Genomic DNA, 21,412 nt, shown 5'->3' with positions numbered 1-21,412 from the left:
GCCATGACCGCTGATCTCGCCATCCTTTATGAACATCCGCAATGGTTTACTCCGCTGTTCGCGGCGCTGGACCGGCGTGGCGTCAGCTATGAGTCGCTGACCACGCGCACGGCCTTCGATCCGGCCGATGCCGCCCTGCCCGCCCCCCTCATCCTCAGCCGGCTGGCCATGTCGGCGTTCCTGCGCGACGCAGAGCATCCGATCTTCTGGGCGCAGGCGCTGCTCGCCCGCTGGGAGATGGGGGGCGCCCGCGTGCTGAACGGCACGCCGGCCCTGGCGATCGACACGTCGAAGGCGCGCCAGCTCGCCTTGATCGCGTCGCTGGGCCTCGCCATCCCGGCGACCCGGGTCGTGCACCGCGCGGCCGATGTGCCGGCGGCGGCCGCGACGATCGGCTTCCCGCTGGTGGTGAAGGCCAATATCGGCGGCGCCGGCGCGGGCATCGCGCGATTTGACGACGCGGAGGCGCTGCGCGCCGCGGTGGCCGACGGCAGCTTGCCGACCAGCATCGACGGCGTGCTGCTGGTCCAGGACTATGTCCCGGCGCGCGGCGGCACGATCACGCGGATCGAGACGCTCGATCGCGCCTATCTCTATGCGATCGACGTTGCCGGGGCCGGCGCATTCGACCTGTGTCCGGCCGATGCCTGCCAGGTTCCCGGCAGCGCGATCACGATGACCGCGACCGAGCCGCCCGCGCCGTTGCGCGACGCGGCGGAGGCGATCGCACGGGCCGCGTCGCTCGACCTCGGCGGGGTCGAGGTGATGATCGACGACCGCGACGGCACGCCCCGCTTCTATGACGTCAATGCGCTGTCGAATTTCGTGGCGCGACCGCTCGACGTGTTGGGCTGGGACCCGCACGACCGGCTGGTCGATCGGATCGTCGGCTGGATCGGGGAGGCACGCTGATGCGATATGGTTTCTGGATGCCGGTGTTCGGCGGCTGGCTGCGCAACGTGGCCGACGAGCGGATGGAGGCGAGCTGGGCCTATGCCAAGGCGCTGACCCAGGATGCCGAGCGTTGGGGCTATGACCTGACGCTGATCGCGGAGCTCAACCTCAACGACATCAAGGGGGTCGAGCAGCCTGCGCTCGACGCATGGTCGACCGCGGCCGCGCTTGCCGCAGTGACCGAGCGGCTGGAGCTGATGGTCGCGGTGCGGCCCAATTTCCACCATCCCGCCTTGTTCGCCAAGGCGGCGGCGAACATCGACCGGATCGCCGGCGGCCGCCTGTCGCTGAACGTCGTGTCGAGCTGGTGGGCCGACGAAGCGCGCCAGTACGGACTACAATTCGACCAGCACGACGATCGCTATGCGCGCACGGCGGAATGGCTGAGCGTCGTTGACGGGCTGTGGACGCAGGACCGGTTCAGTTTCGCGGGCCAATTCTACACCACGGACGCGGCGATCTGCGCGCCCAAGCCGGTCAAGCGGCCGACCGTCTATGCCGGTGGCGAGAGCGAGGCCGCCAAGACGATGATCGCGAGCCAATGCGACGCCTATGTCATGCACGGGGACCCCGTCGAGGCGATCGCGCCCAAGATCGCGGACATGGCCGCGCGCCGCCGCGCCGCCGGTGGGGCGCCGATGCAATATGGCATGGCCGCCTATGCGATCGTCCGCGACAGCGAGGCGGAGGCGAAACGCGAGCTGGAGCGCATCACCACTGTCACCGATCTGCCGGCAGGCTACGCCAATTTCGACCAGTGGCTGTCGGGAACGCAATTGGAGCGGGAGCTCAAGCTCCAGGAATATTCGGTGTCCAACCGGGGCTTGCGCCCCAACCTGGTCGGCACGCCCGAGCAGTTGAAGGAACGCATCGCCGAATATGAGGCCGCGGGCCTCGACCTGCTGCTGTTGCAGATGAGCCCGCAGGCCGAGGAGATGGAGCGCTTCGCCGCGCAGGTGATGGGCACGACCGCCGGGCGGGTGCCGGCGGCGGCCTGAACGCGCTAGCCGAAGCGATAGATGCCGCCTGGTTCCGCCGCGACGAAGCGGTCCGGGGCGACGCGGGCGGCATCTAGCGCCGTCGCGAGTTCCGCGGCGGGCGCATCGCGTGCTTCGTCGGTCAGCTGGAACGTGCCCCAGTGAATGCCGAGCGCACGCGCCGCCCCGACGTCGGTGAAGATGCGCACGGCCTCGGCGGGGTCGACATGCTGCGCGGCCATGAACCATCGCGGCTCGTAAGCCCCGATCGGGATGAGGGCCAGGTCGGGCGCTCCCAGCCGTTCGCGCACTTCGCCGAAGATACGCCCGTCGCCATAGCCGGTGTCGCCGACGAACCAGATCGCTCCGGCGGGGGTGTCCAGATAATGCCCGCTCCACAGCGTCATGCGCGTGTCGCTTGGCCAGCGGTTGGACCAGTGATGGGCCGGAGTCAGCGTCGTCGCGACGCCGCCGCCTAGGTCCAGCCGGTCCCACCAGTCGCCGGCGACGCACCGCGCGCCCGGCACCGCCGCCTGGACGACCGCGTCGTTGCCGAGCGGCATCGCCATGAGTGGCTCGTGCGCCGCATGGAGCCGTGCGAGCGTGGCGACATCGAGATGGTCATAATGCGCGTGGCTCAGCAGCACGACATCGATCGGTGGCAGGTCCGCGAAGCCGATCCCCGGCGCGGTCACCCGTTTCGGCCCGATGCGGCGGAACGGGCTGGCGCGTGTCGACCAGACCGGATCGGTGAGGATGTTCACGCCCGCCGCCTGGATCAGCAGCGAGGCATGGCCGACCATCGTCACGCACAGGCCCTCGACTCGCGCTGCGGGCTTGGCGGGCGTCACCGGCACCGACCCCGGCCATGGCGCGGCAGCGCCCGCCAGCTTCCACCGCAGCATCGCGCGCAGGCCCCGGTCGGTGCTGGCCTGCCCTGGATTGAAGAAGCGGGTGCCGTCGTAATGATCGCTGGGCGGCCCGTCATGATAGGGGTTGCGGGCCATGGTCAGGCGACGCTCATCAGCTGTGAGGGATAGGCGGTCAGCATGGTCAGCGCCTCCTCGACCGGAGCGGTCAGCCAGCGATCCTGCTCCTCGGCGAGCAGGATGACCGGCATCGCCTTGGGATGCTTGGGCGCGACCAGCGGATTGGGCTCGGTGGTGCAGAAGGCATAGACCCGGTCATGGTCCTGGTCGACCTTCCACAGCCCGGCGAAGCACGGCGCCGGCTGGTCCTCGACGGTGAACCACCAGTGGATGTCGCCCGGCCCCTGCCGGTCGGCGGCAGCCTTGGGTTCGGAGAAGCGGGTAAAGGGCACCAGGCAGCGATGCTCGGCCTTCATCAGCCATGGCTTCCACATGTTGCTCTGCATGTTCCGCGCATTGGTCCACCAGTCGTAGAGGAAGGGGAGTTCCCCCTCGCGCGCCGGCCGCTTGCGCGGTTTGCGGGTCGGGAATCCCCAGCGCATCGTGCTCAGCACCCGCCGGCCGCCCTCCAACCGGACGACATAGCCGGGCTTGCCGGGCGCGGCGTAATCCTTCTCGACCGCTAGCCCGTTGCTCGCATCCTCGACGGCGGCGAGCGCGTCGAAATAGCGCTGGGGGTCGGTCTTGATGCTGTAAAGATTACACATCCTCGCCTTCGATCACGACCGGTAGCGTGAAACAAGCCTCTTCCACGTCGCGGCGTCGGGATAGGGCAGGGCCGCGCCGGTCGGCGGGTCGCGGCCGATCGCCAGACGCGGGCGCCGGACCTGCCCCGCCGCCCGGCAGGCGGAACAGCAAAGGCGTCGCCCCACCAGTCCCAGCGTGCCGTCCCATCCGCGGCGCTGGAACAGCCACCACAGCGCAACCGCGTCGAGGACGCGGACATGGCCGCAGGCCGGGCAGGTCAGGCGCAGCGTCCGCTTGTGCAGGGCGCATTCCTCCAGCGTGCGCAGCCGACGGCCGATATGGTCGTGATCGGCCCCTGACCTGGCTCCCCCGCTCCCTTCGCCCGCCCTCTCGCCCACCCCACCCCTGTCCCGTTCCGATCATCGATTCGCTTCCGTAACACCTTGACTGGCTTTGGAATCGAAGGAACATATAGCGAACATACGAGTCACAGCAATCATGTCTTCCGCCGCCCCTTGCCCCGAAACACCGTCGCACCGGCGCGATGCGATGCACGCGGCGTGCGATGGTCAGGGCAGCGTCGCATCCTTCGACAGCATCGTCGGGCCGGTGGGACGGCCGGGGTTTCACGATGGAAGGGGAGGCTGGCGATGACGCGGGTCGCCTCGCTCTACCTGCCGCATCTCGCGATCGAGCGACTGCGGCGGCTGGAGCGGCCGCGCGCGCTGCCCGAGCCGAGGCCCGCGCCCATGCTACCGGTCGACGACGACCCCGGCGCCTGCTCGGTGCCGCGGGGCGGCGGCTGGCGTCCCGGCGCGCGCTGGGCGCAGCAGGGGGCCGCGCGCGCGGCGGTCGAGGAGCAGGTGGCCGCCTTGCCGCTCCACCAGCGCCCCCCGATGCGCGAGCTGGGCCGCCGGTCCGAGGCGGCGGATCACCCCTTCAAGCGGCCGGTCGCACCGGACCGGCGTCAGCCCGCGCCGCCGCCTGCGACGCACCATGTGCCGATGATCCTGGCCGAAGCGATCGGCCAGCGACAGGTCATCGCCGCCGCCTGCCCCAGCGCCATGGCGCTGGGCCTGACGCCCGGCATGGCGGTGACGCAGGCCCGCGCGCTGATCCCGGACCTCGACATCCGTCCCGCCGACCGGGCGGCGGATGCGGCGCTCTTGGCGGACCTCGCGCTCCATGCGGTGCGCCACTGGACGCCGACCGCCTGCGTGAGCGGCGACGACGGCCTCTGGCTGGACCTGACCGGCGTCGCGCACCTCCATGGCGGCGAGGCGCGCTTCTGCCACCGGCTGATCCGCTTCTGCCGGCGCTTCGGCCTGACCGCGCGCGTGGCGGTCGCCGGTACGCCCGGCGCGGCCCATGCACTGGCCCGGTTCGGTCGCGAGGCCATGCGGCTGCTCCCCGGCGGGCAGGAAGCGCAGGCGCTCGCCCCCCTGCCCCCCGCCGCGCTCCGCCTGACACCCGAGGCGATCGCCGCCGCGACCCGCTTCGGGCTCGACCGGATCGCCGACCTGCTGCCACTGCCGCGCGGCCCCCTCGCCCGGCGGCTGGGAATGACGAGCCTCCGCCGTCTCGACGAGGCGCTGGGGCGCGTGGCCGAACCGATCGTGCCCATTGTGCCGCAGGAGGTGCCCGTCGCCCGGCTCCGCCTGCTCGAACCGATCGGCACGGCGGAGGCGATCGAGCAGGTGATCGGCGATCTGCTCGCCGCGCTGATCCGGCAACTGGTGGAGCGCGGGCGCGGCGCGCGCGCGCTGGTCCTCACCGTGGAGCGGATCGACGGCAGCGCGCAGCATCTGTCGATCGGCACCGCGCGCGCAACCCGCGATGCCGGCCATCTCGCCCGCCTCTTTCACCTGCGCATCGAGCGGATCGACCCTGGCGACGGGATCGAGGCGATGCGGCTGGCCGCCCCACGCACCGACCCGCTCGGCGCGACGACGCTGGCCGCCAGTCTGGCGGGGGACGATGCGCCGCCTGACGTCGCGCTGCTGGTCGACCAGATCGCCGGCCGGGTCGGCGAAGAAGCGCTGTTCGTGACCGCGCCGGTCGAGAGCGACGTGCCCGAGCGCGCCGTGCGACGCGTGTCGCCGCTCGCCACGCCGACGGGCTGGCCGTCCTGGAAGCGGCCCGTCCGCCTGCTGCCCCGGCCCGAGCCGCTGGTCGGCGTGCTTGCGCTCCTCCCCGACGCGCCGCCCCGCCGCTTCACCTGGCGGGGGCGGGTCCATGCCGTGGTTGCGGGCGATGGCCCCGAGCGCATCCATGGCGAATGGTGGCGGCGCGACGGCGAGGTCTGGGCGGTCCGCGACTATTTTCGGGTCGAGGACGATACCGGCGCGCGCTTCTGGCTGTTCCGCCGCGGCGACGGAGTCGACGCCGCGACCGGCGACCTGAGCTGGTATCTCCACGGGCTGTTCGGCTGATGACCATCTATGTCGAGCTTCAGGTGACGAGCCATTTCTCGTTCCTGCGCGGCGCCTCCAGCCCCGACGAACTCTTCGCCGCCGCCGCGCTGCAGGGGCATTCGGCACTCGGCATCGTCGACCGGGGCAGCGTCGCGGGGCTGGTGCGGGCGTGGGAGGCGCAGAAGGCGACGGGCGTGCGGATGATCGCGGGGGCGCGGGTCGATCTCGACGATGGCCGCGCGCTGCTGCTCTACCCGACCGACAAGGCGGCCTGGTCCAGGCTCACCCGCCTGCTGACGCTGGGCAAGTCGCGCGCCGGCAAGGGCGGCTGCACGCTCGGCTGGTCGGACCTTGGCGAATGGAACGAGGGGCTGGTCGCCATCCTGCTCCCGCACGAGGCGGACGCCACGACCGCACGCCATCTCGCCGATCTGCGCCGAACCTTCGGGGCGCGCGGCCATTGTGGCCTGGCCTTCCGACGGCGGCCCGACGATCTCCTGCGCCTGCACCAATTGTCGGCGGAGGCGGGAGCGGCGGGCGTGGCGACCGTCGCGGTTGGAGACATCCTCTATCACGCCCCAGAGGCGCGACTGCTGCAGGACGTGGTCACCGCGATCCGCGAGAAATGCACCGTCGATACGCTCGGCTACGCCCGCGAACGCCATGCCGACCGGCACCTGAAGTCGCCCGAGGAAATGGAACGCCGCTTCGCCGCCTTCCCCGAGGCGATCGCCGCCACCGCCGCCATCGCGCGGGCCTGCACCTTCGATCTGGGTGAGCTCAGCTATCAATATCCGCACGAGCGCGTGGTCGAGGGGCTGACCGCCCAAGGCGCGCTCGAGCGGCTGACCGGGCAAGCGGTCGAGCGGATGTTCCCCGATGGCGTGCCCGAGGCCTATCGCCAGCAGATCGATCACGAATTGCGGCTGATCGGCGAGCTCGGTTACGCCCCGTACTTCCTGACGGTGAACAGCATCGTCGCGGAGAGCCGCAGGCGCGGCATCCTGTGCCAGGGTCGCGGATCGGCGGCGAACAGCTGCGTCTGCTTCATGCTCGGCATCACCAGCATCGATCCGATCAAGCACGAGCTCTTGTTCGAGCGCTTCGTCTCGGGCGAACGGCGCGAACCGCCCGATATCGACGTGGACTTCGAGCATGAGCGGCGCGAAGAGATCATCCAGTGGATCTATGAGACCTATGGCCGCCCCCATGCCGCGCTGACCGCCGTCGTCACCCGCTACCGCGCGCGGGGCGCGGTGCGCGAGGTCGGCAAGGCGCTGGGCCTGCCCGAGGACCTGACCAAGGCGCTTGCCGGCCTCGTCTGGGGCTGGAGCCAGGAAGGGGTCGGCGAGAAGCAGGTCACCCAGCTCGGCCTCAACATGGACGACCGGCGGCTGCGCCTTGCGCTGGAGCTGTCGCGCCAGCTGATCGGCGTGCCGCGCCACCTGTCGCAGCATCCCGGCGGCTTCGTGCTGACCCATGACCGCCTCGACGATCTCGTGCCCATCGAACCCGCCGCGATGGTCGACCGGCAGGTGATCGAATGGGACAAGGACGATATCGATGCGCTCAAGTTCATGAAGGTCGACGTGCTCGGCCTCGGCATGCTCGGCTGCATGAACCGCGCCTTCGCCCTGCTGGAGGAGGCCAAGGGCGTGCGCGTCGGCATGGCCGACCTGCAGGACGACGACCCGGCCGTCTATGCGATGATCCAGAAGGCCGACACGCTGGGCACCTTTCAGATCGAGTCCCGCGCGCAGATGTCGATGCTGCCCCGCATGAAGCCGGCGCGCTTCTACGACCTCGTCATCGAGGTCGCGATCGTGCGACCGGGGCCGATCCAGGGCGACATGGTCCACCCGTACCTCCGCCGCCGCGAGGGACGGGAAAAGCCCGACTATCCCCGTCCCGAACTGCGCGCGGTGCTGGAGAAAACGCTGGGCGTGCCGCTGTTCCAGGAACAGGCGATGAAGGTCGCGATCGTCGGCGCAGGGTTCACGGCGGTCGAGGCCGACCAGCTCCGCCGCGCCATGGCGACGTTCAAGTTCACCGGCGGCGTCAGCCACTTCTATGACAAGCTGGTCGAAGGGATGGTCAGCCGAGGCTATCCGCGCGACTTCGCCGAGCGCACCTTCAAGCAGATCGAGGGCTTCGGCTCCTATGGCTTTCCCGAGAGCCATGCCGCCAGCTTCGCCAAGATCGCGTACGCCAGTTGCTGGATGAAGCACCATCATCCCGACGTGTTCTGCGCTGCGTTGCTCAATGCGCAGCCCATGGGCTTCTACGCGCCCGCCCAAGTCGTGCGCGACGCGCGCGAGCATGGCGTCGAGGTGCGGCCCGCCTGCATCAACGCCAGCCGCTGGGACTGTACGCTCGAGCCGACGGATGGCCGCTATTGCGCCGTCCGGCTGGGACTGCGCCAGGTGCGTGGCCTCGCCAACGTGCACGGGGCGGCGATCGTCGCGGCACGGGGGGACGCGCCTTTCCAGTCGGTGGAGGAAGCGTGGCGGCGTGCCGGCGTGCCTCGCGCCGCAATCGAACGACTGGCCGAGGCGGACGCCTTCCATGCGCTGGCCGAGGATCGCCGCCAGGGCCTGTGGAAGGTCAAGGGGCTAGGAGAGGCTCCCCTGCCCCTGTTCGCCGCCGCCGATGCGCGCGAAGCCTCGTTCAGCCCGGAGGGGCTGGAGCCCGACGTGTCGCTCCGCCCACTGACCGAGGGCCGCGAGGTGGTGGAGGATTACCGCGCGCTGCAATTGTCGCTGCGCGCCCATCCCCTGGCCTTTCTGCGGCAGGATCTCACCCGGCGCGGCATCGTCCGCTGCGCCGACCTCGCCCACATCAAGGACGGCCGCCATGTCGAGGTCGCCGGCATCATCCTGGTCCGCCAGAAGCCGGGCAGCGCCAAGGGCGTGCTGTTCATCACGATCGAGGACGAGACCGGCATCGCCAACGGCATCCTCTGGCCCGATCGGTTCGAGGCGCAGCGTCGCACCGTCATGTCGGCGGCGATGATCGGCATGAAGGGCCGGGTCCAGCGCGAGGGGCTGGTCATCCACGTCATCTGCGACCGGATCATCGACCATGGCGGGCTGCTCGCCCAGGTCGGGCAGATGGACTTTCCGCACGCCACCGGGCGCGGCGACGGCGCGCGCCATGCCGGCTCGCCCGACCGGGGCGACGCCGGCTGGCGGCCGGGGCCGCGCGACAGCTACTGGCCGCCCCACGCCAACGGCATGGACCCCGAACAGGTGGTGCGGATCAAGTCGCGCGACTTCCATTGATCGGCCCATCGACCCGCCATGTCCCGCCATCAACGGATCATCATCGAACTGTCGCTCCACATCCTGCGCGCGGCCGCCGCCCGATCGGGCAAGGGCAAGGTCGACACGATCGAGGTGCGGCTCGCGCTGCGCTGCCTGATCGCGCATTGCCCCGAACGCTGGCCGCTCGACATGTTCTGGAACGCAGCCGGCACCGACCACGACATCGGCCGCGCCCAGGGCTGCACCGCCGCCTTGAACGGCATCGTCCGCCAGATCGGGGCCGATCCGCCATAGAATTTCCCTTGCCCTGGATCAGGCTGATCGCGGCGCGGCGCGATTGGAAAGCGCCACGATGCACGGCAAGATCGTCTTGAAGAACGGAGAATGTGCATGACCGATCCGATCGTCCACGTCGTTGCCCGCCTCGTGCCGCGTCCCGGCAAGACCGCGGAATTGGCCGGCGCGTTCCGTGAGATCCTGGCCGAGGTGCGCGCGGAGCCTGGCTGCCTGCTCTACGACGCGCATGAGAGCCGCGACACGCCCGGCGTCATCGTGATGGTGGAGGCCTGGGCGGACCAGGCGGCCCTGGATGCCCACGGCCGCGCCCCCGCCCTGACCCGGCTCGCCGCGCGCTTCGACGCGTTGCTCGCCGAGCCGCCCTCGGTCGAACGACTCCAACGGCTCGGCTGAGCGTCAAATCTTTCCGGAACATGCGCCGATGGCGCGCCCCGTTCGTTGGGGCGACAAACCGGATAGGCGAGACTCTTCCATGGACTATATCAAGCTCGGCACCACCGGCCTCGACGTGTCGCGCCTCTGCCTTGGCTGCATGACCTATGGCATCCCGGACCGCGGCAACCACGCCTGGACGCTCGATGAGGAAACGAGCCGCCCACTGCTGCGCCAGGCGGTGGAGGCCGGGATCAACTTCTTCGACACCGCCAACGTCTATTCCGACGGCACGTCGGAGGAGATCGTCGGACGCGCGCTGAAGGACTTCACCCGCCGCGACGCGGTGGTGATCGCGACCAAGGTCCATGGCCGGATGCGCCCGGGTCCGAACGGCGCAGGACTCAGCCGAAAGGCGATCATGACCGAGATCGACGCCAGCCTCACCCGGCTCGGCACCGATTATGTCGACCTCTACCAAATCCACCGTTTCGACCATGAGGTGCCGATCGAGGAGACGCTGGAGGCGCTGCACGACGTCGTGAAGGCGGGCAAGGCGCGCTATATCGGCGCCTCGTCGATGGCGGCCTGGCAGTTCGCGACGATGCTCCACGTCGCCGAGGCGAACGGCTGGACGCGCTTCTCGACCATGCAGAATTACGTCAACCTCCTCTACCGAGAAGAGGAACGTGAGATGCTGCCATTGTGCGCGGCGGAAGGGATTGGCGTGATCCCATGGAGCCCCCTCGCCCGTGGACGGCTGACGCGCGACTGGGATGAGACGACGGAGCGGTCGGATACCGACGAGTTCGGCCGGACGCTCTACGCGGCGACCGCAGCGGCCGATCGCACGGTGGTCGAAGCCGTGGCGGCTGTCGCTCGCGAGCGGGGCGTGCCGCGCGCGCAGATCGCCCTTGCCTGGGTGCTGGCCAAGCCGGAGGTCTCCGCGCCGATCGTCGGCGCCTCGAAACCCGCGCATCTGGATGACGCCATCGCCGCGCTCGACCTGGTATTATCGGATGACGAGATCGCGCGGCTGGAAGCGCCCTATGTCCCCCACGCCGTGGTGGGCTTCTCGTAACGCCACCCGCCAGCGGAGCCCCTCACCACCCCATGCTGCCCGGCACGCCTTTGAACGGCCCGGCCAGGTCGACCGTGATCCACCCGCCATAGAAGCCGCCGGGCTGCGGGACCACCGGCTCCCCGTCCACCGTGCATCGATCGAGCGGCCCGGCATAGAAGGCGACATGGTCGCGCAGGATCGCGAAGGCTGGAGTGGGCGACGGATAGCTCCACGCCACGTCGCGCAGCACATCGTCGCCGATCACCAGATGCCAGTAGACTGCCTGGCCCTTCCATTCGCAGAACGACCGCCGGTCCGACCGTCGCAGCAACCCCGGCGTCACGTCGGCCGGGGGCAGGTACCAGCTCGGCGGATGGCTGGTCTCCAGCGTCCGGACGGCCTTGCGGGTATCGGCGACGCAAACGCCGCGATGCGCGATACGGATGTGCCGGTCGCTCGGCTCCGCGATCGCCGGGCGGGGAAAGTGCCACACGCTTTCCTGGCCGGGCGACGGCGTGTCCGGCTGCGGCCTCATGCCAGTGTCGCCCGCCGCGCCAGCCATCGCTGCAGGCGCGGTCGAACGTGGAGGAATCCGCGGTACAGGCGTTCGAGCATCGCCAGGACCAGCCGGTTGCGAGCCATCTCGCCCAGCGGCTGCAGCACCGGAATCGCACGCCACATCGCGGCGAAGGCCGCCGCCCCGGACACCAGCGGGCCTCCGTCCTCGCGGGCGTGGAAGCGCGCCAGCATGTCGGCCCGGTCGAGCGGACAGTCGCCGCCGGCCGCCGCATCCACGAACGTGATGGCGCCGCGCGTGTCGAGCCGGCGCATCGCGGCGATTTCTTGCTGGCAGAGCGGACAAGTTCCGTCGTGCCAGACGGTGACCCGCTTCATCGCCCCTCGTCCGGATTGTCGCGCCAAATCCGCTCGGCCAAGAGCGTGGCGAAGCCCAGCCAGGCGACGAACGGCAGCGCCACCGCCGCCGCTGGTCGGTCGACCCGCGCGGCCGTCGCGACATAGGCGGCACCCGTCGCGACCATCGCGCCCGACGCGGCCGCGCTGGCGCCCAGCCGCTTCTCGCGGAAGAAGAGCTGCGTCCAGCCGCCGACCATCGCGGTGTTGACCAGCCACAGACCGATGGCGGCATTGCGCGTAGCCCCGGCCGGGCGGCGCAGCAGGCGATAGCCGCCGATCGCCAGGCCGGTTTCCAGCACCGGCCAGACGGCCCCGAACGCCGCGTCGGGCGGCGTGTAGCCGGGCTTGTCCAGGCGGCGATACCAACGGCGAATGCCCGGGTGCGAAGGATCGGGCGCATTGCGCCGCCCGACAAGCGCGCTGGCGCCGAGCACCGCGCCGACCGCCGCCAGTGCCGCTACACGCGTGAAGCCTCCTGGGGCGCGACGATCCTGATGCGCCATGCGATCAGCCGTGTCCTAGATAGCGTTCGAGATCGTCGCTGCCGCCGATCCGCTCACCATTGATGACAATCTGCGGGGTGGTAGCAACGCCCTGCTCTGCCTTGAACGCATCCACCTCCTCGCGCGACCGCAGCAGGCGATCGTCAACCGTGAAGCCAGCCCCCTCCAGCATCTGTTTGGCGCGCACGCCGAACGGGCAGGTGTGTTCGGGCAGCACCATGCGGTAAAGGGTGGCCATCCTGGTATCCGCCATCTTGTATCTCCACGGACCTGAGCGCCCGTGCCGCTATAGCGACCAGCGTCGCGCGACGTTCCGGCCCCGTACCCCGGAAACGGTCACGCGCGGCGAAGCGGCGGCGCGTTTACCATTTGTAAACTTTTTTACGTCAGCCTTTATGTCGCAGCAGTTGGTGGTGTTACGATGAGCAGCGCTGATGAACTGATGAACGAGATCCGGGTCGCCACGCGTGTCGCGGGCATGACAGCGGACCCGGGCACGGCTCGCCAGATACGGTCCTATGTGGTCGAGCTTGAAGACCGGTTGCGGCGCTGCATGGCGACCGCCCCGAAACGTCCCTTGTAGGGCGAACGGTCGCCCCGTCCCCGATCCTCCTAATGATTGTAACCTGATGCGCCCCCCCTGGCCGACCAACGAAGCCGATCGACAACGGGCTGTCGATGCCTCGGGCATCACGCAACGCCCGCCACCGACCGAATTTCAGCGGATTGCGGAGCAAGCCGCGTCGCTGGCCTCCACACCGATCGCGGCCATCTCGTTCGTGGATCGCAACCGTCAGTGGCTGGCTGCGAAGGTCGGCATAGCCGACAGCGAACGGCCGAGGTCGGAATCCTTCTGCGCATTCGCGATCATGCGACCGGGCGAACCGCTGATCGTCACGGATGCCACGCGCGATTCCCGATTCCTGGACAATCCGGCGGTCCTGGGTGCGCCCTATGTCCGATTCTACGCTGGCATCCCGCTCGTCGACACCGCGGGTTTCGCGCTCGGCGCCCTGTGCGTCGCCGATACCGCGCCGCGTCTGCAGGCGTTCGATGTGTACGACCTCAGTCATCTCGCCAGACAGGCGGAACGCCTCATGTCGCAACGGTAGCGGCGCAAGGCGCGCGGCTTACCAGGCGCGCGGTATTCCGCCGACCCGCTTGACGGCCGCCGCCTCGACCTCGTTGAGTTCCGCCTGGGTCATCACCCCGGCCGCAAGCAATTTGCGCATCAATTCGTCGACCAGCGCCGACAGAAAATGGATCTCGGCTCGCTCCGACCCGGTATCTTCTCCCTCGGCGTTCACGATCATCATGATGTCTCCAACCCGATGCTGGCTTACATCATGATATGCTCCGCCTGACTAGGCAAATTACGCTAACCGCCATGAAGACCAGCGACGACGGCGAATGTGTGCGAAGGCCGGGCCGGCCAGGACGCACCGGGCAGCCTCCTCGACGAAGCGCCGTGGGCGGATGTCGCGGCGCCGCCTCACAAGCCCGCGCGATCGATCATCGACGCCAATTCGCCCGGCAATTCGGTCTCCGCCTTCGGCAGCAACCGGTTGAGCGCGGTCTGCACGCGCTTGCGGGCTACCTGAAACGCCTTGTGGCGGATCAGGCGCGTCGCGTTGGTGCGCCAGGACCGGCTCTCGCCGAGCAGGGCCTCCCATTTGGCCTCTTCGGCCTCCAGGATCGATAAGGCGAGCCTTAGGCCGTCCCGCCGTCCTCGCGCATATTCGTCCATCATAGCCTGCCTATCCATTTAGCCAGCAGGTCGGGGCTCCCCACCGCCGTGACAAGGCCTTTCGGCCGTCCCCGTCGCCCGGCCGCGGCCCGACGATCAGGCGCGTCGGGGGATGGCCTTCCCGGCGTGGACGACGATGGCTTCGCACAGTTCATGGGTCGCCAGGATCGCGGCGGAATCGACTGGCCTACGCTCCCGCGCCGCCAGCAGGAAATCGTCGCACATCGCCTCGAAGCCGCGTTGCCGCCCGACCGGGGTCCAGTCGCCCCGCCGGTGCAGGCTTTGCGTCCCGCTCGCCTCGACGCGTTCCGAAAGGTTCAGCACGGTACGACGCACCCCGCCGCCAAGAAGGTCGAGACGTTCCTCGTCAAGCCCGCTGTCGCGCGCCATCATGCCGATCGCGGTGAATCCGTCGCCTGCCAAGGTCAGGGTGACAGTGTGCAGCCTGCCGTCCACGACATAGGTCTCGATGGCGCGTCGGCGGACCGGTCCGGGAGCCAGGAAGAGCAACGTATCGACGACATGGATGAAGTCATCGAAGACGACCCGCCGCGGCTCGTCGGGCTGGCGGTAGCGGTGTTTCTCCATGACAATGAGGCTCGCGGCGCTGCCGCGCAGGGCGCGATAATCGGGTGCGAAGCGCCGGTTGAACCCGACCACGAGCGGCACGCCACGCACCTCGGCCAAGGCGACCAGCGCTTCGACCGCGTCGAGACGATCGGCGAGCGGCTTGTCGACGAAGGTCGGCACACCCGCTTCGACCAGGATTCTGACCAGGTCGGCGTGCGCCCGGGTGGACGCGTGGACGAAGGCCGCGTCGTATGACGTGGCGGACAGCGCCGTCATGATGTCGGCATGACGATGCGCGATGCGGTACGACCGGCCGAGCGCCTCAAGCGCCGTCTCGTCCCGCGTCGCGAGATGAAGGTCGAGATCGGCACGCCTGGACAGCACCGGAAGATAGGCCTTGCGGGCGATGTCGCCCAACCCGGTCAGGAGCACGCGCATGATGTTGGTCCCCGGTCCGGCGCGATCGCCGGTTCTGCCGGCCAGCGTTAGCGTCGCCGTGGCGCTTTCCACAACCGCTCGACACGCCGCGCCCCCGATCTAGGCGCGTGAAATCGCGTTGCTCCGGCACGTTACGCCGCGTGGGCCGTTCCCCGACCACGCCATGAGCAGGAACCGACATGACCGATGATCCCCACGCCAGCCGCCCCACCCGCTTTCCCGACGAGCCGCAGCAGCCGCGTCCCGGCCTGACGCGGTCGATGCGGACCAAACCCGACCATGGCGAAGCCAGCTATGTCGGCAAGGGTCTGCTCGCGGACAAGGTCGCGCTGATCACCGGTGGGGATTCCGGCATCGGGCGGGCCGTGGCCATCGCCTATGCAAGGGAGGGTGCGGATGTCGCGATCTCCTATCTGGTCGACGAGCAGGTCGATGCCGAGGAGACCCGCGCCTGGGTCGAGAAAGCGGGCCGGCAATGCCTGCTGCTGCCGGGCGACATTCGCGACCGGGATCACTGCGCGCATCTGGTCAAGCGCACCGTGACCGAACTGGGCGGCCTGGACGTCCTCGTCAACAATGCCGCCGCCCAGACCATGAACGAAGGACTGGACAGCATCGACGACGACGAGATGCAGGGCGCCTTCGCCGCGAACGTCTTTGCCATGATCCGCCTGGCCAAGGCGGCGGCGCCGCACATGAAGCCGGGATCGGCGATCATCAACACCACCAGCGAGCAGGCCAAGGTCGCGGGGAAGTCGATGATCGTCTACGCGGCGACCAAGGGAGCGATATCGAGCCTGACGGTGGGCCTGTCCAACCTGCTGGCGCCAGACGGAATCCGCGTGAACGCGGTTGCGCCGGGCCCGATCTGGACACCCATCCAGCCTATCGCCAAGTCCCCGGAGGAACTGGAGACGCTTGGTCATGACACGCCGGTCGGGCGGGCCGGACAGCCGGCCGAACTGGCCCCCGCCTATGTGCTGCTCGCCTCGCCGGAGGGCAGCTACATGTCCGGCAACGTCGTCGCCGTCACGGGCGGCGTACCGATCTCCTGAATGCCGCGAAGGCCCCGCACAGGGAGACGAAACCTGGCTTGACCCGATGGTAGCGCTATCGATAACATCCTCCGAAAGAACGATAAATTCGGGAGAGCGGGATGATTCGCACGTCCATACGGGGGACAGGACACCCATTGTCGCGCCATCGGATGGCTGGCGTTGCTGCTACAGTGATGGCCTGTGCCGCGTCCGCCGTGTCGCCGGCGCAGGCGCAGACCATGATCGCGACGACGCGCGGTCCTGTCAGCGACCAGATGGTCCCGATTCCGACGCCCGCGCAACCGCGAGCCATCACGCTCGATACGGGCCGCCTGCCCGGCGCGACTGCGCCGGAAGCCTGGCATAGCCAATATGGCAGCGTCTTCGCGCGCAACGTCGTGGTCGCAACGCTCACCCCATTCCTGCCCGATCCGGCCAAGGCGAACGGCACCGCCGTCATCGTCGCACCCGGCGGTGGATTCCGCACCCTGTCGATGCAGAATGAGGGCTGGGACGTCGCCAAGGCCCTGGCCGCGCGCGGCGTCGCGGCCTTCGTGCTCAAATACCGCCTCAATCAGACGCCGCAAGACATGGCGGCGTTCGATCAGTCGATGAAGGCGATGGTCGTGCGCGGTCCGGGCGATCGGCCGCCGGCGGACCGGGCCGCCGCCAGCCTGGCGCCGCAAGTCGCCGACGCGCGCGCCGCCTTCGCCCTGATCCGCGCCCGCGCCGAGCAGTGGCATGTCGACCCGCGCCGGATCGGCATGGTCGGCTTTTCCGCCGGTGCGATGCTGACGATGACGACCGCCCTGGCCGGCACCGATGCGCGCCCCGCCTTTCTCGGCAATGTCTATGGCCCGTTGGGGGCGGTGACGGTGCCGGCGGACGCGCCGCCGCTGTTCGCCGCGATCGCGGCGGACGATCCACTATTCGGCAAGGCGAACTTCGCCTTGATCGACAGCTGGCGCACGGCCGGCCGGCCGGTGGAATTCCACCTCTACGAACAGGGTGGCCACGGCTTCGGCATGTATCCGAAGGCGACGACATCGACCGGCTGGTTCGATGCCTTCGCCCGCTGGATGACGATGCACGGCTGGATGCGCGCGGAGTAGCGCCGCGACGCCGGATCGCGCGCCCCTGCCCCTTCTCCACCGCTCCTTTCCTTCCCGTTTTCAGGAGACGTCTCGTGCTCAAGGCTTTGCCCGCTTTGTCGGCCAGTGTCGCCCTTTGCGCGCTCACCATCGGCCTGCCGGGCCTCGCGACCGCGTCACGGGCGGACGCCCAGGCGCTCAGCGTGTCCCCGGCGGAAACCCTCGAAGGGCGAGGCCTCAGCGTCATCATCGACCAGAACCAGTTCAGCCCGATCTTCTTCGACGAGAAGAATGCCGGCATCCAGATCGTCCTCCATGGCGAACGGATCGCGACCGACGGCGCGGTGCGGCTGGACAAGACGCCCGAGCAATGGGCGCCGGTGCCCGCCTTTCTGGGGCGCAGCGTCGACCGGGCGACCAACACGGTGATCGTGCGATCCGCCTACAAGGCGCAGGACCTGGGCTACCGCGTGCGGGTCACGCCGGAGGGCGACGGGGCCTTCCGCATCGCGGTCGATCTGGACCGTCCCCTGCCCGCCGCGATGGCCGGCAAGGCCGGCTTCAACCTCGATTTCCTGCCCAGCAGCTATTTCGGCAAGACCTTCCTGATGGATGCCGCCGGCGGCCTGTTCCCGCGCCATCCAACCGGGCCGATGGCCAAGGACGGATCGGGCGATCCGCTGCCGCTAGCATCGGGCGGGCACAGCCTGACCCTAGCGCCCGAGGACCCGCTGACCCGCGTCTCCATCACGTCCGACACGGGCCCGCTGTCGCTCTACGACGCTCGCGCCCGCGCCCAGAATGGCTGGTTCGTCGTCCGGTCGGAGATCGCGGCCGGCGCGAAGGACGATGCCATCGTCTGGCACGTGCGCCCCAACCTGGTGAAGGATTGGGTCCGCCAGCCGGTCGTCTCGTTCAACCAGGCGGGCTATACGCCGGGGCGGGCGAAGGTCGCGCTGATCGAACTCGACCCGAACTTCCCGGCCCCGCGCGAGGCGGAACTCGTCCGCCTGGGCAGCGATGGCGAACAGGTCGTCCTGCACGCCGCGACCCGTCCGCGCGGACGCTATACACGCTACGACTATGCCGCCTTCGACTTCTCGTCGGTGCGCGAGCCAGGCGTCTATGCGATCCGCTATGCCGGGCGCACCACCAACCCATTCCGCATCGCGGCCGATGCCTATGCCCGGATCTGGCAGACCTCGCTCGACACGTTCATCGCCGAGCAGATGGACCATATGGGCATTCGCGAGCAATATCGCGTCTGGTCCGCGCCCTCGCATCTCGACGATGCGCGCCAGGCGCCGCCGAACCATGTCCATTTCGACGGCTATCGCATGGGACCGAACCTGGACTCGCCGTTCAAGCCCGGCGAGCATATCCCCGGCCTCGCGGTCGGCGGGTTCCAGGATGCCGGCGATTACGACATCCAGACGCCCGAGAATGCGCAAGTCGTGCGGGATCTGGTCTGGGCGCGCGAACTCTACGGCCTGGACTGGGACGAGACGAGCGTCGACGAGACCTTGCGGGCGGTCGAGATCCGCAAGCCCGACGGCATCGAGGACGCGGTGCAGCAGATCCGCCACGGCACGCTGCAGCTGCTCGCCCAGTACAAGGTGTTCGGCCATGCCATCGTCGGCATCATCGACCCGGCGCTTCGCCAATATGCCCATCTGGGCGACGCGGGGTCGCAGACCGATGGCCGCCGGTTCGATGCGACGCTGAAGCCCGGCGATGGACGCGGCGACGCATCCGGAACGCCCGACGACCGCTGGGCCTTCACCACCGACCTGCCGGCAAACAACCTGGCCGTCGCCGGTGCGCTCGCGGCGGCCTCGCGTGCGCTGCGGGCGAGCGACCCGGCCATGGCGGACGAGGCGCTGGCCGCCGCCAAGGCGCTGTGGGCCCGGCAGCAGAGCGGCAAGATCCAATCAGGGGACGGGCGCGACGACAGCGCGTCGCCCCGCTCCGCCGAGGCCGCGAACGTCGCCGCCACGGTCGAGCTGCTGCTCACCACCAGGGACCGCATCTATGCCGACACGCTGCGTCGCCTGCAGCCGGTGATCGCCCGGACCTTCGCCTTCACCGCCGGCCCGGCGGTGCGCGCCCTTCCGCTCATGGACGCCCGCTACCGCGCCGCCATCGCCGACGCCGTGCGCGCGTTCAAGACGCGGACCGACCGCGATCTGTCCAGCAACCCGTTCGGCGTGCCGATCACCGAGGGAAGCTGGGCGGGTTCGAACCAAGTCGTCAGCTTTGGCGCGACCATGCACCTGCTGCACGGCGCTTTTCCGGAAATCGTTGGCAACGACTATACGCTCAACGCCATCGACTATGTGCTGGGCCGCCATCCGGCGAACAACCTGTCGCTGGTGTCGACGGTCGGCACCGCGTCGAAGCTGATCGGCTATGGCCATAACCGGGCCGACTACAGCTTCATCCCGGGGGGCCTGGTGCCCGGCGTGCTGATCGTGAAGCCCGACCTGCCCGAAGCGAAGACCGACTGGCCTTTCCTGTGGTTCGAGAACGAATATACCGTCAGCACCACCTCCGCCTATATCCTCGCCGCCCGGGCGGCCGAGGCCAGCGCGGCGGAGACGCGGTGACCCCGCCGCTGTTTCCCCCGCCGTTCATGCCGCTCCCCGCATTCGGTCGCCCGTCCGGCAGCCCGCCCGCGCGGCCGTTCCAGCGGCGGAACGAGATCGCCTAGTCCTTGGTTTGCCGACACAAGGGAGACTGTATGAACGCCAGTGCGCGCCTCACGACCTTGACCCGGATCGGCTTTGCCACGCGCGGCCTGCTGTACCTGGTCATTGCGATGCTCATCCTTCGCACCGGCCGCGCGGAGGATCCGAGCGGCGCGATCGAATATCTGGGCCGGGGTGGCGGTCAGGTGCTGCTCGCAGTGATCGCTGCGGGACTGACGGGCTATGGCATCTGGCGCCTGGCCGATGCGGCCCTGGACATCGAGCGCCACGGCGCTGACCGCAAGGGCATCATGGAGCGCGTGGGCGCGGGCGTCAGCGGCGCCATCCATCTGCTGCTCGCCTGGCAGGCCGTGCAGCTGATGCGCGGCGCGGCGCTGTCGGGCGACGGCACACGGGAAGGCGCACGGACGGCGATGCAGGTGCCGGGTGGATGGGCGCTGGTCCTGGTCGGCGCGGCGGTGCTGCTCGTGTTGGGCGCGGTACAGCTCGCCAAGGCGGCGAAAGGTTCATTCCTCCGCTACCTCGCGCCCGAGATCGCACAACGGGCCTGGGTGCGGTGGAGCGGGCGCGCCGGCTATGCGGCTCGCGGTTGCGTGTTCCTGATCAGCGGCTACCTCCTCGCACGGGCCGGCATCGAGGAGCAGGCCAGCGACGCCGGCGGCATGGCGCGCGTGCTTTCATGGCTGACCAGCCCGTTCGACGTCATCGTCGGCGTGGGGCTACTGGCATTCGGCCTCTTCAGCTTCGTAGAGGCCCGCTACCGGCAACTTCATGACGTGCCGGTCGATGGCGCCATCCGACGTGCCACCAGTTGGCGCTGAACGAACCGAAAGGCGGTGGGGGTCAGGACTGAACCGCAACCGCGCCGTAACCGGCGGTCGTCCAAGGACCAGATGGGCATTGCATCCCACCGTCTCCGGTGTATCCATATCCCACTAAGAAAAGGGTTGATCATGAAGAAGATTCTTGCCGCTACCGTCGTCACGGGCCTGCTCTCGCTGGCCGCTTGCAATTCCACCCCGCGCGAACAGGCTGCCGACAACATCGAGGCGAATACGGAGGCCGTCGCCGACAATCTCGAGGAAGCGGCCGACAACACGAGCAACGCCGCAGCGGAAGCCAGCCTTGAGAATGCGGCCGATGCCGTGCGCGCGACCGGCCAGAACCAAGCCGACGACATGCGGACGAACGACGCGGACACCAACCTTTCCAATGGCATCTAAAAGCCAAGCCGACTAACACAACAGGCAGACTGCTCCCAGGCGGTTTGGACGGGGGCATCCGGGAATACTCGGATGCCCTTTTTCAATTCAGCGCGGATGCGTTGTTCCGCCCCCGCCCCCCGCCCCCCGGCCTGCCAGATCGCCAGGCGCGGCGCAGCTCACAGACGGCCGACCTGGTGGCGGTCGCCGGCGACGCGGCGCGATCATGCGTATCCGAAGCCGCC

At 69.2% G+C, this 21,412-nt stretch carries 23 protein-coding genes; 13 read left to right on the top strand and 10 right to left on the bottom strand.

Translation table 11 applies throughout. The features are described from left to right. Nucleotides 1-3 precede the first annotated feature (3 nt). A complete protein-coding gene (locus GGQ96_RS06885; protein ID WP_184112913.1) occupies nt 4-912 on the top strand; it encodes an ATP-grasp domain-containing protein in 909 nt (302 codons plus the stop codon). Further along, nucleotides 912-1,952, top strand: coding sequence for an LLM class flavin-dependent oxidoreductase (locus tag GGQ96_RS06880; protein ID WP_184112911.1), 1,041 nt, complete (start codon nt 912-914; stop codon nt 1,950-1,952). Before GGQ96_RS06885 ends, GGQ96_RS06880 begins: the two co-directional genes overlap by 1 nt. 5 nt (nt 1,953-1,957) lie before the next feature. Here the strand turns inward: GGQ96_RS06880 and GGQ96_RS06875 are convergent, their stop codons facing one another. The 3 genes from GGQ96_RS06875 to GGQ96_RS06865 are packed head-to-tail and all read right to left on the bottom strand — an operon-like array spanning nt 1,958 to nt 3,945. After that, complete coding sequence (locus GGQ96_RS06875; protein ID WP_184112909.1) at nt 1,958-2,938, bottom strand: MBL fold metallo-hydrolase; 981 nt, start codon at nt 2,936-2,938, stop codon at nt 1,958-1,960. A gap of 2 nt (nt 2,939-2,940) precedes the next feature. Further along, a complete protein-coding gene (locus GGQ96_RS06870; protein WP_184112907.1) occupies nt 2,941-3,567 on the bottom strand; it encodes an SOS response-associated peptidase in 627 nt (208 codons plus the stop codon). Nucleotides 3,568-3,579: 12 nt separating this feature from the next. Next, nucleotides 3,580-3,945, bottom strand: coding sequence for a hypothetical protein (locus GGQ96_RS06865; protein ID WP_184112905.1), 366 nt, complete (start codon nt 3,943-3,945; stop codon nt 3,580-3,582). A 252-nt stretch (nt 3,946-4,197) separates the two neighbouring features. On the opposite strand from GGQ96_RS06865, the gene GGQ96_RS06860 reads away from it, so the two are divergent. From GGQ96_RS06860 to GGQ96_RS06840, 5 genes are all read left to right on the top strand, one after another. Beyond that, complete coding sequence (locus GGQ96_RS06860) at nt 4,198-5,979, top strand: Y-family DNA polymerase (protein WP_184112903.1); 1,782 nt, start codon at nt 4,198-4,200, stop codon at nt 5,977-5,979. Continuing rightward, complete coding sequence (locus GGQ96_RS06855; RefSeq protein WP_184112901.1) at nt 5,979-9,242, top strand: error-prone DNA polymerase; 3,264 nt, start codon at nt 5,979-5,981, stop codon at nt 9,240-9,242. The genes GGQ96_RS06860 and GGQ96_RS06855 overlap by 1 nt, the downstream gene beginning before the upstream one ends. An 18-nt stretch (nt 9,243-9,260) precedes the next feature. Further along, entirely contained in the window at nt 9,261-9,518 is a 258-nt protein-coding gene (locus GGQ96_RS06850) for a hypothetical protein (RefSeq protein ID WP_184112899.1), read from the top strand. Between the two features lie 96 nt (nt 9,519-9,614). Further along, nucleotides 9,615-9,914 carry a putative quinol monooxygenase gene (locus GGQ96_RS06845; RefSeq protein WP_184112897.1) on the top strand — a complete coding sequence of 100 codons (300 nt, stop codon included), beginning with the start codon at nt 9,615-9,617 and terminating at the stop codon, nt 9,912-9,914. Between the two features lie 79 nt (nt 9,915-9,993). Continuing rightward, complete coding sequence (locus tag GGQ96_RS06840) at nt 9,994-10,974, top strand: aldo/keto reductase (protein ID WP_184112895.1); 981 nt, start codon at nt 9,994-9,996, stop codon at nt 10,972-10,974. Between the two features lie 22 nt (nt 10,975-10,996). Here GGQ96_RS06840 and GGQ96_RS06835 read toward each other — a convergent pair whose 3' ends face one another. The 4 genes from GGQ96_RS06835 to GGQ96_RS06820 are packed head-to-tail and all read right to left on the bottom strand — an operon-like array spanning nt 10,997 to nt 12,627. Then, complete coding sequence (locus tag GGQ96_RS06835; RefSeq protein ID WP_184112894.1) at nt 10,997-11,491, bottom strand: DUF427 domain-containing protein; 495 nt, start codon at nt 11,489-11,491, stop codon at nt 10,997-10,999. Further along, nucleotides 11,488-11,850: a DCC1-like thiol-disulfide oxidoreductase family protein gene (locus GGQ96_RS06830; protein WP_184112893.1), complete on the bottom strand. Its 363-nt coding sequence runs from the start codon at nt 11,848-11,850 to the stop codon at nt 11,488-11,490. The genes GGQ96_RS06835 and GGQ96_RS06830 overlap by 4 nt, the downstream gene beginning before the upstream one ends. Further along, the gene (locus GGQ96_RS06825; RefSeq protein ID WP_184112892.1) at nt 11,847-12,374 is read right to left on the bottom strand and encodes a TspO/MBR family protein; all 528 of its coding nucleotides are present in this window, start codon (nt 12,372-12,374) and stop codon (nt 11,847-11,849) included. The genes GGQ96_RS06830 and GGQ96_RS06825 overlap by 4 nt, the downstream gene beginning before the upstream one ends. Nucleotides 12,375-12,378: 4 nt before the next feature. Next, the gene (locus tag GGQ96_RS06820; protein ID WP_184112891.1) at nt 12,379-12,627 is read right to left on the bottom strand and encodes a glutaredoxin domain-containing protein; all 249 of its coding nucleotides are present in this window, start codon (nt 12,625-12,627) and stop codon (nt 12,379-12,381) included. A gap of 376 nt (nt 12,628-13,003) precedes the next feature. On the opposite strand from GGQ96_RS06820, the gene GGQ96_RS06815 reads away from it, so the two are divergent. Next, nucleotides 13,004-13,486, top strand: coding sequence for a GAF domain-containing protein (locus tag GGQ96_RS06815; RefSeq protein WP_184112890.1), 483 nt, complete (start codon nt 13,004-13,006; stop codon nt 13,484-13,486). A gap of 18 nt (nt 13,487-13,504) precedes the next feature. Here GGQ96_RS06815 and GGQ96_RS06810 read toward each other — a convergent pair whose 3' ends face one another. The 3 genes from GGQ96_RS06810 to GGQ96_RS06800 form a co-directional block, all read right to left on the bottom strand. Further along, a complete protein-coding gene (locus GGQ96_RS06810; RefSeq protein WP_246360224.1) occupies nt 13,505-13,690 on the bottom strand; it encodes a hypothetical protein in 186 nt (61 codons plus the stop codon). 176 nt (nt 13,691-13,866) lie between these two features. Continuing rightward, the gene (locus tag GGQ96_RS06805; RefSeq protein ID WP_184112889.1) at nt 13,867-14,124 is read right to left on the bottom strand and encodes a hypothetical protein; all 258 of its coding nucleotides are present in this window, start codon (nt 14,122-14,124) and stop codon (nt 13,867-13,869) included. Between the two features lie 93 nt (nt 14,125-14,217). Further along, entirely contained in the window at nt 14,218-15,129 is a 912-nt protein-coding gene (locus GGQ96_RS06800) for a Gfo/Idh/MocA family protein (protein WP_184112887.1), read from the bottom strand. 179 nt (nt 15,130-15,308) lie between these two features. Here GGQ96_RS06800 and GGQ96_RS06795 point away from each other — a divergent pair, with 179 nt between their 5' ends. The 5 genes from GGQ96_RS06795 to GGQ96_RS06775 all read left to right on the top strand — a co-directional run bounded on the left by GGQ96_RS06795 (nt 15,309) and on the right by GGQ96_RS06775 (nt 21,188). Further along, the gene (locus GGQ96_RS06795; protein ID WP_184112885.1) at nt 15,309-16,184 is read left to right on the top strand and encodes an SDR family oxidoreductase; all 876 of its coding nucleotides are present in this window, start codon (nt 15,309-15,311) and stop codon (nt 16,182-16,184) included. Nucleotides 16,185-16,336: 152 nt separating this feature from the next. Then, nucleotides 16,337-17,278 carry an alpha/beta hydrolase gene (locus tag GGQ96_RS06790; RefSeq protein WP_184113226.1) on the top strand — a complete coding sequence of 314 codons (942 nt, stop codon included), beginning with the start codon at nt 16,337-16,339 and terminating at the stop codon, nt 17,276-17,278. A gap of 74 nt (nt 17,279-17,352) precedes the next feature. Then, complete coding sequence (locus GGQ96_RS06785; RefSeq protein WP_343058950.1) at nt 17,353-19,863, top strand: glycoside hydrolase family 9 protein; 2,511 nt, start codon at nt 17,353-17,355, stop codon at nt 19,861-19,863. A 134-nt stretch (nt 19,864-19,997) separates the two neighbouring features. Then, a complete protein-coding gene (locus GGQ96_RS06780) occupies nt 19,998-20,786 on the top strand; it encodes a DUF1206 domain-containing protein (protein WP_184112884.1) in 789 nt (262 codons plus the stop codon). 132 nt (nt 20,787-20,918) lie between these two features. Continuing rightward, nucleotides 20,919-21,188: a hypothetical protein gene (locus GGQ96_RS06775; protein WP_184112883.1), complete on the top strand. Its 270-nt coding sequence runs from the start codon at nt 20,919-20,921 to the stop codon at nt 21,186-21,188. Nucleotides 21,189-21,412 lie beyond the last annotated feature (224 nt).

The sequence above is a fragment of the Sphingomonas abaci genome (genome assembly GCF_014199625.1).
Taxonomy (GTDB): Bacteria; Pseudomonadota; Alphaproteobacteria; order Sphingomonadales; family Sphingomonadaceae; genus Sphingomonas; species Sphingomonas abaci.
The sequence above is the reverse complement of the archived record's forward strand: the minus strand, read 5'-3'. Positions and strand labels throughout refer to the sequence as shown.

Excerpts from the sequence above, each read along its gene's own strand:
- GGQ96_RS06885 (WP_184112913.1), top strand. The coding sequence starts at position 4 with ATGACCGCTGATCTCGCCATCCTTTATGAACATCCGCAATGGTTTACT.
- GGQ96_RS06880 (WP_184112911.1), top strand. The coding sequence starts at position 912 with ATGCGATATGGTTTCTGGATGCCGGTGTTCGGCGGCTGGCTGCGCAAC.
- GGQ96_RS06875 (WP_184112909.1), bottom strand. The coding sequence starts at position 2,938 with ATGGCCCGCAACCCCTATCATGACGGGCCGCCCAGCGATCATTACGAC.
- GGQ96_RS06870 (WP_184112907.1), bottom strand. The coding sequence starts at position 3,567 with ATGTGTAATCTTTACAGCATCAAGACCGACCCCCAGCGCTATTTCGAC.
- GGQ96_RS06860 (WP_184112903.1), top strand. The coding sequence starts at position 4,198 with ATGACGCGGGTCGCCTCGCTCTACCTGCCGCATCTCGCGATCGAGCGA.
- GGQ96_RS06855 (WP_184112901.1), top strand. The coding sequence starts at position 5,979 with ATGACCATCTATGTCGAGCTTCAGGTGACGAGCCATTTCTCGTTCCTG.
- GGQ96_RS06850 (WP_184112899.1), top strand. The coding sequence starts at position 9,261 with ATGTCCCGCCATCAACGGATCATCATCGAACTGTCGCTCCACATCCTG.
- GGQ96_RS06845 (WP_184112897.1), top strand. The coding sequence starts at position 9,615 with ATGACCGATCCGATCGTCCACGTCGTTGCCCGCCTCGTGCCGCGTCCC.
- GGQ96_RS06840 (WP_184112895.1), top strand. The coding sequence starts at position 9,994 with ATGGACTATATCAAGCTCGGCACCACCGGCCTCGACGTGTCGCGCCTC.
- GGQ96_RS06835 (WP_184112894.1), bottom strand. The coding sequence starts at position 11,491 with ATGAGGCCGCAGCCGGACACGCCGTCGCCCGGCCAGGAAAGCGTGTGG.
- GGQ96_RS06830 (WP_184112893.1), bottom strand. The coding sequence starts at position 11,850 with ATGAAGCGGGTCACCGTCTGGCACGACGGAACTTGTCCGCTCTGCCAG.
- GGQ96_RS06825 (WP_184112892.1), bottom strand. The coding sequence starts at position 12,374 with ATGGCGCATCAGGATCGTCGCGCCCCAGGAGGCTTCACGCGTGTAGCG.
- GGQ96_RS06820 (WP_184112891.1), bottom strand. The coding sequence starts at position 12,627 with ATGGCGGATACCAGGATGGCCACCCTTTACCGCATGGTGCTGCCCGAA.
- GGQ96_RS06815 (WP_184112890.1), top strand. The coding sequence starts at position 13,004 with ATGCGCCCCCCCTGGCCGACCAACGAAGCCGATCGACAACGGGCTGTC.
- GGQ96_RS06810 (WP_246360224.1), bottom strand. The coding sequence starts at position 13,690 with ATGATGATCGTGAACGCCGAGGGAGAAGATACCGGGTCGGAGCGAGCC.
- GGQ96_RS06805 (WP_184112889.1), bottom strand. The coding sequence starts at position 14,124 with ATGATGGACGAATATGCGCGAGGACGGCGGGACGGCCTAAGGCTCGCC.
- GGQ96_RS06800 (WP_184112887.1), bottom strand. The coding sequence starts at position 15,129 with ATGCGCGTGCTCCTGACCGGGTTGGGCGACATCGCCCGCAAGGCCTAT.
- GGQ96_RS06795 (WP_184112885.1), top strand. The coding sequence starts at position 15,309 with ATGACCGATGATCCCCACGCCAGCCGCCCCACCCGCTTTCCCGACGAG.
- GGQ96_RS06790 (WP_184113226.1), top strand. The coding sequence starts at position 16,337 with ATGGCTGGCGTTGCTGCTACAGTGATGGCCTGTGCCGCGTCCGCCGTG.
- GGQ96_RS06780 (WP_184112884.1), top strand. The coding sequence starts at position 19,998 with ATGAACGCCAGTGCGCGCCTCACGACCTTGACCCGGATCGGCTTTGCC.
- GGQ96_RS06775 (WP_184112883.1), top strand. The coding sequence starts at position 20,919 with ATGAAGAAGATTCTTGCCGCTACCGTCGTCACGGGCCTGCTCTCGCTG.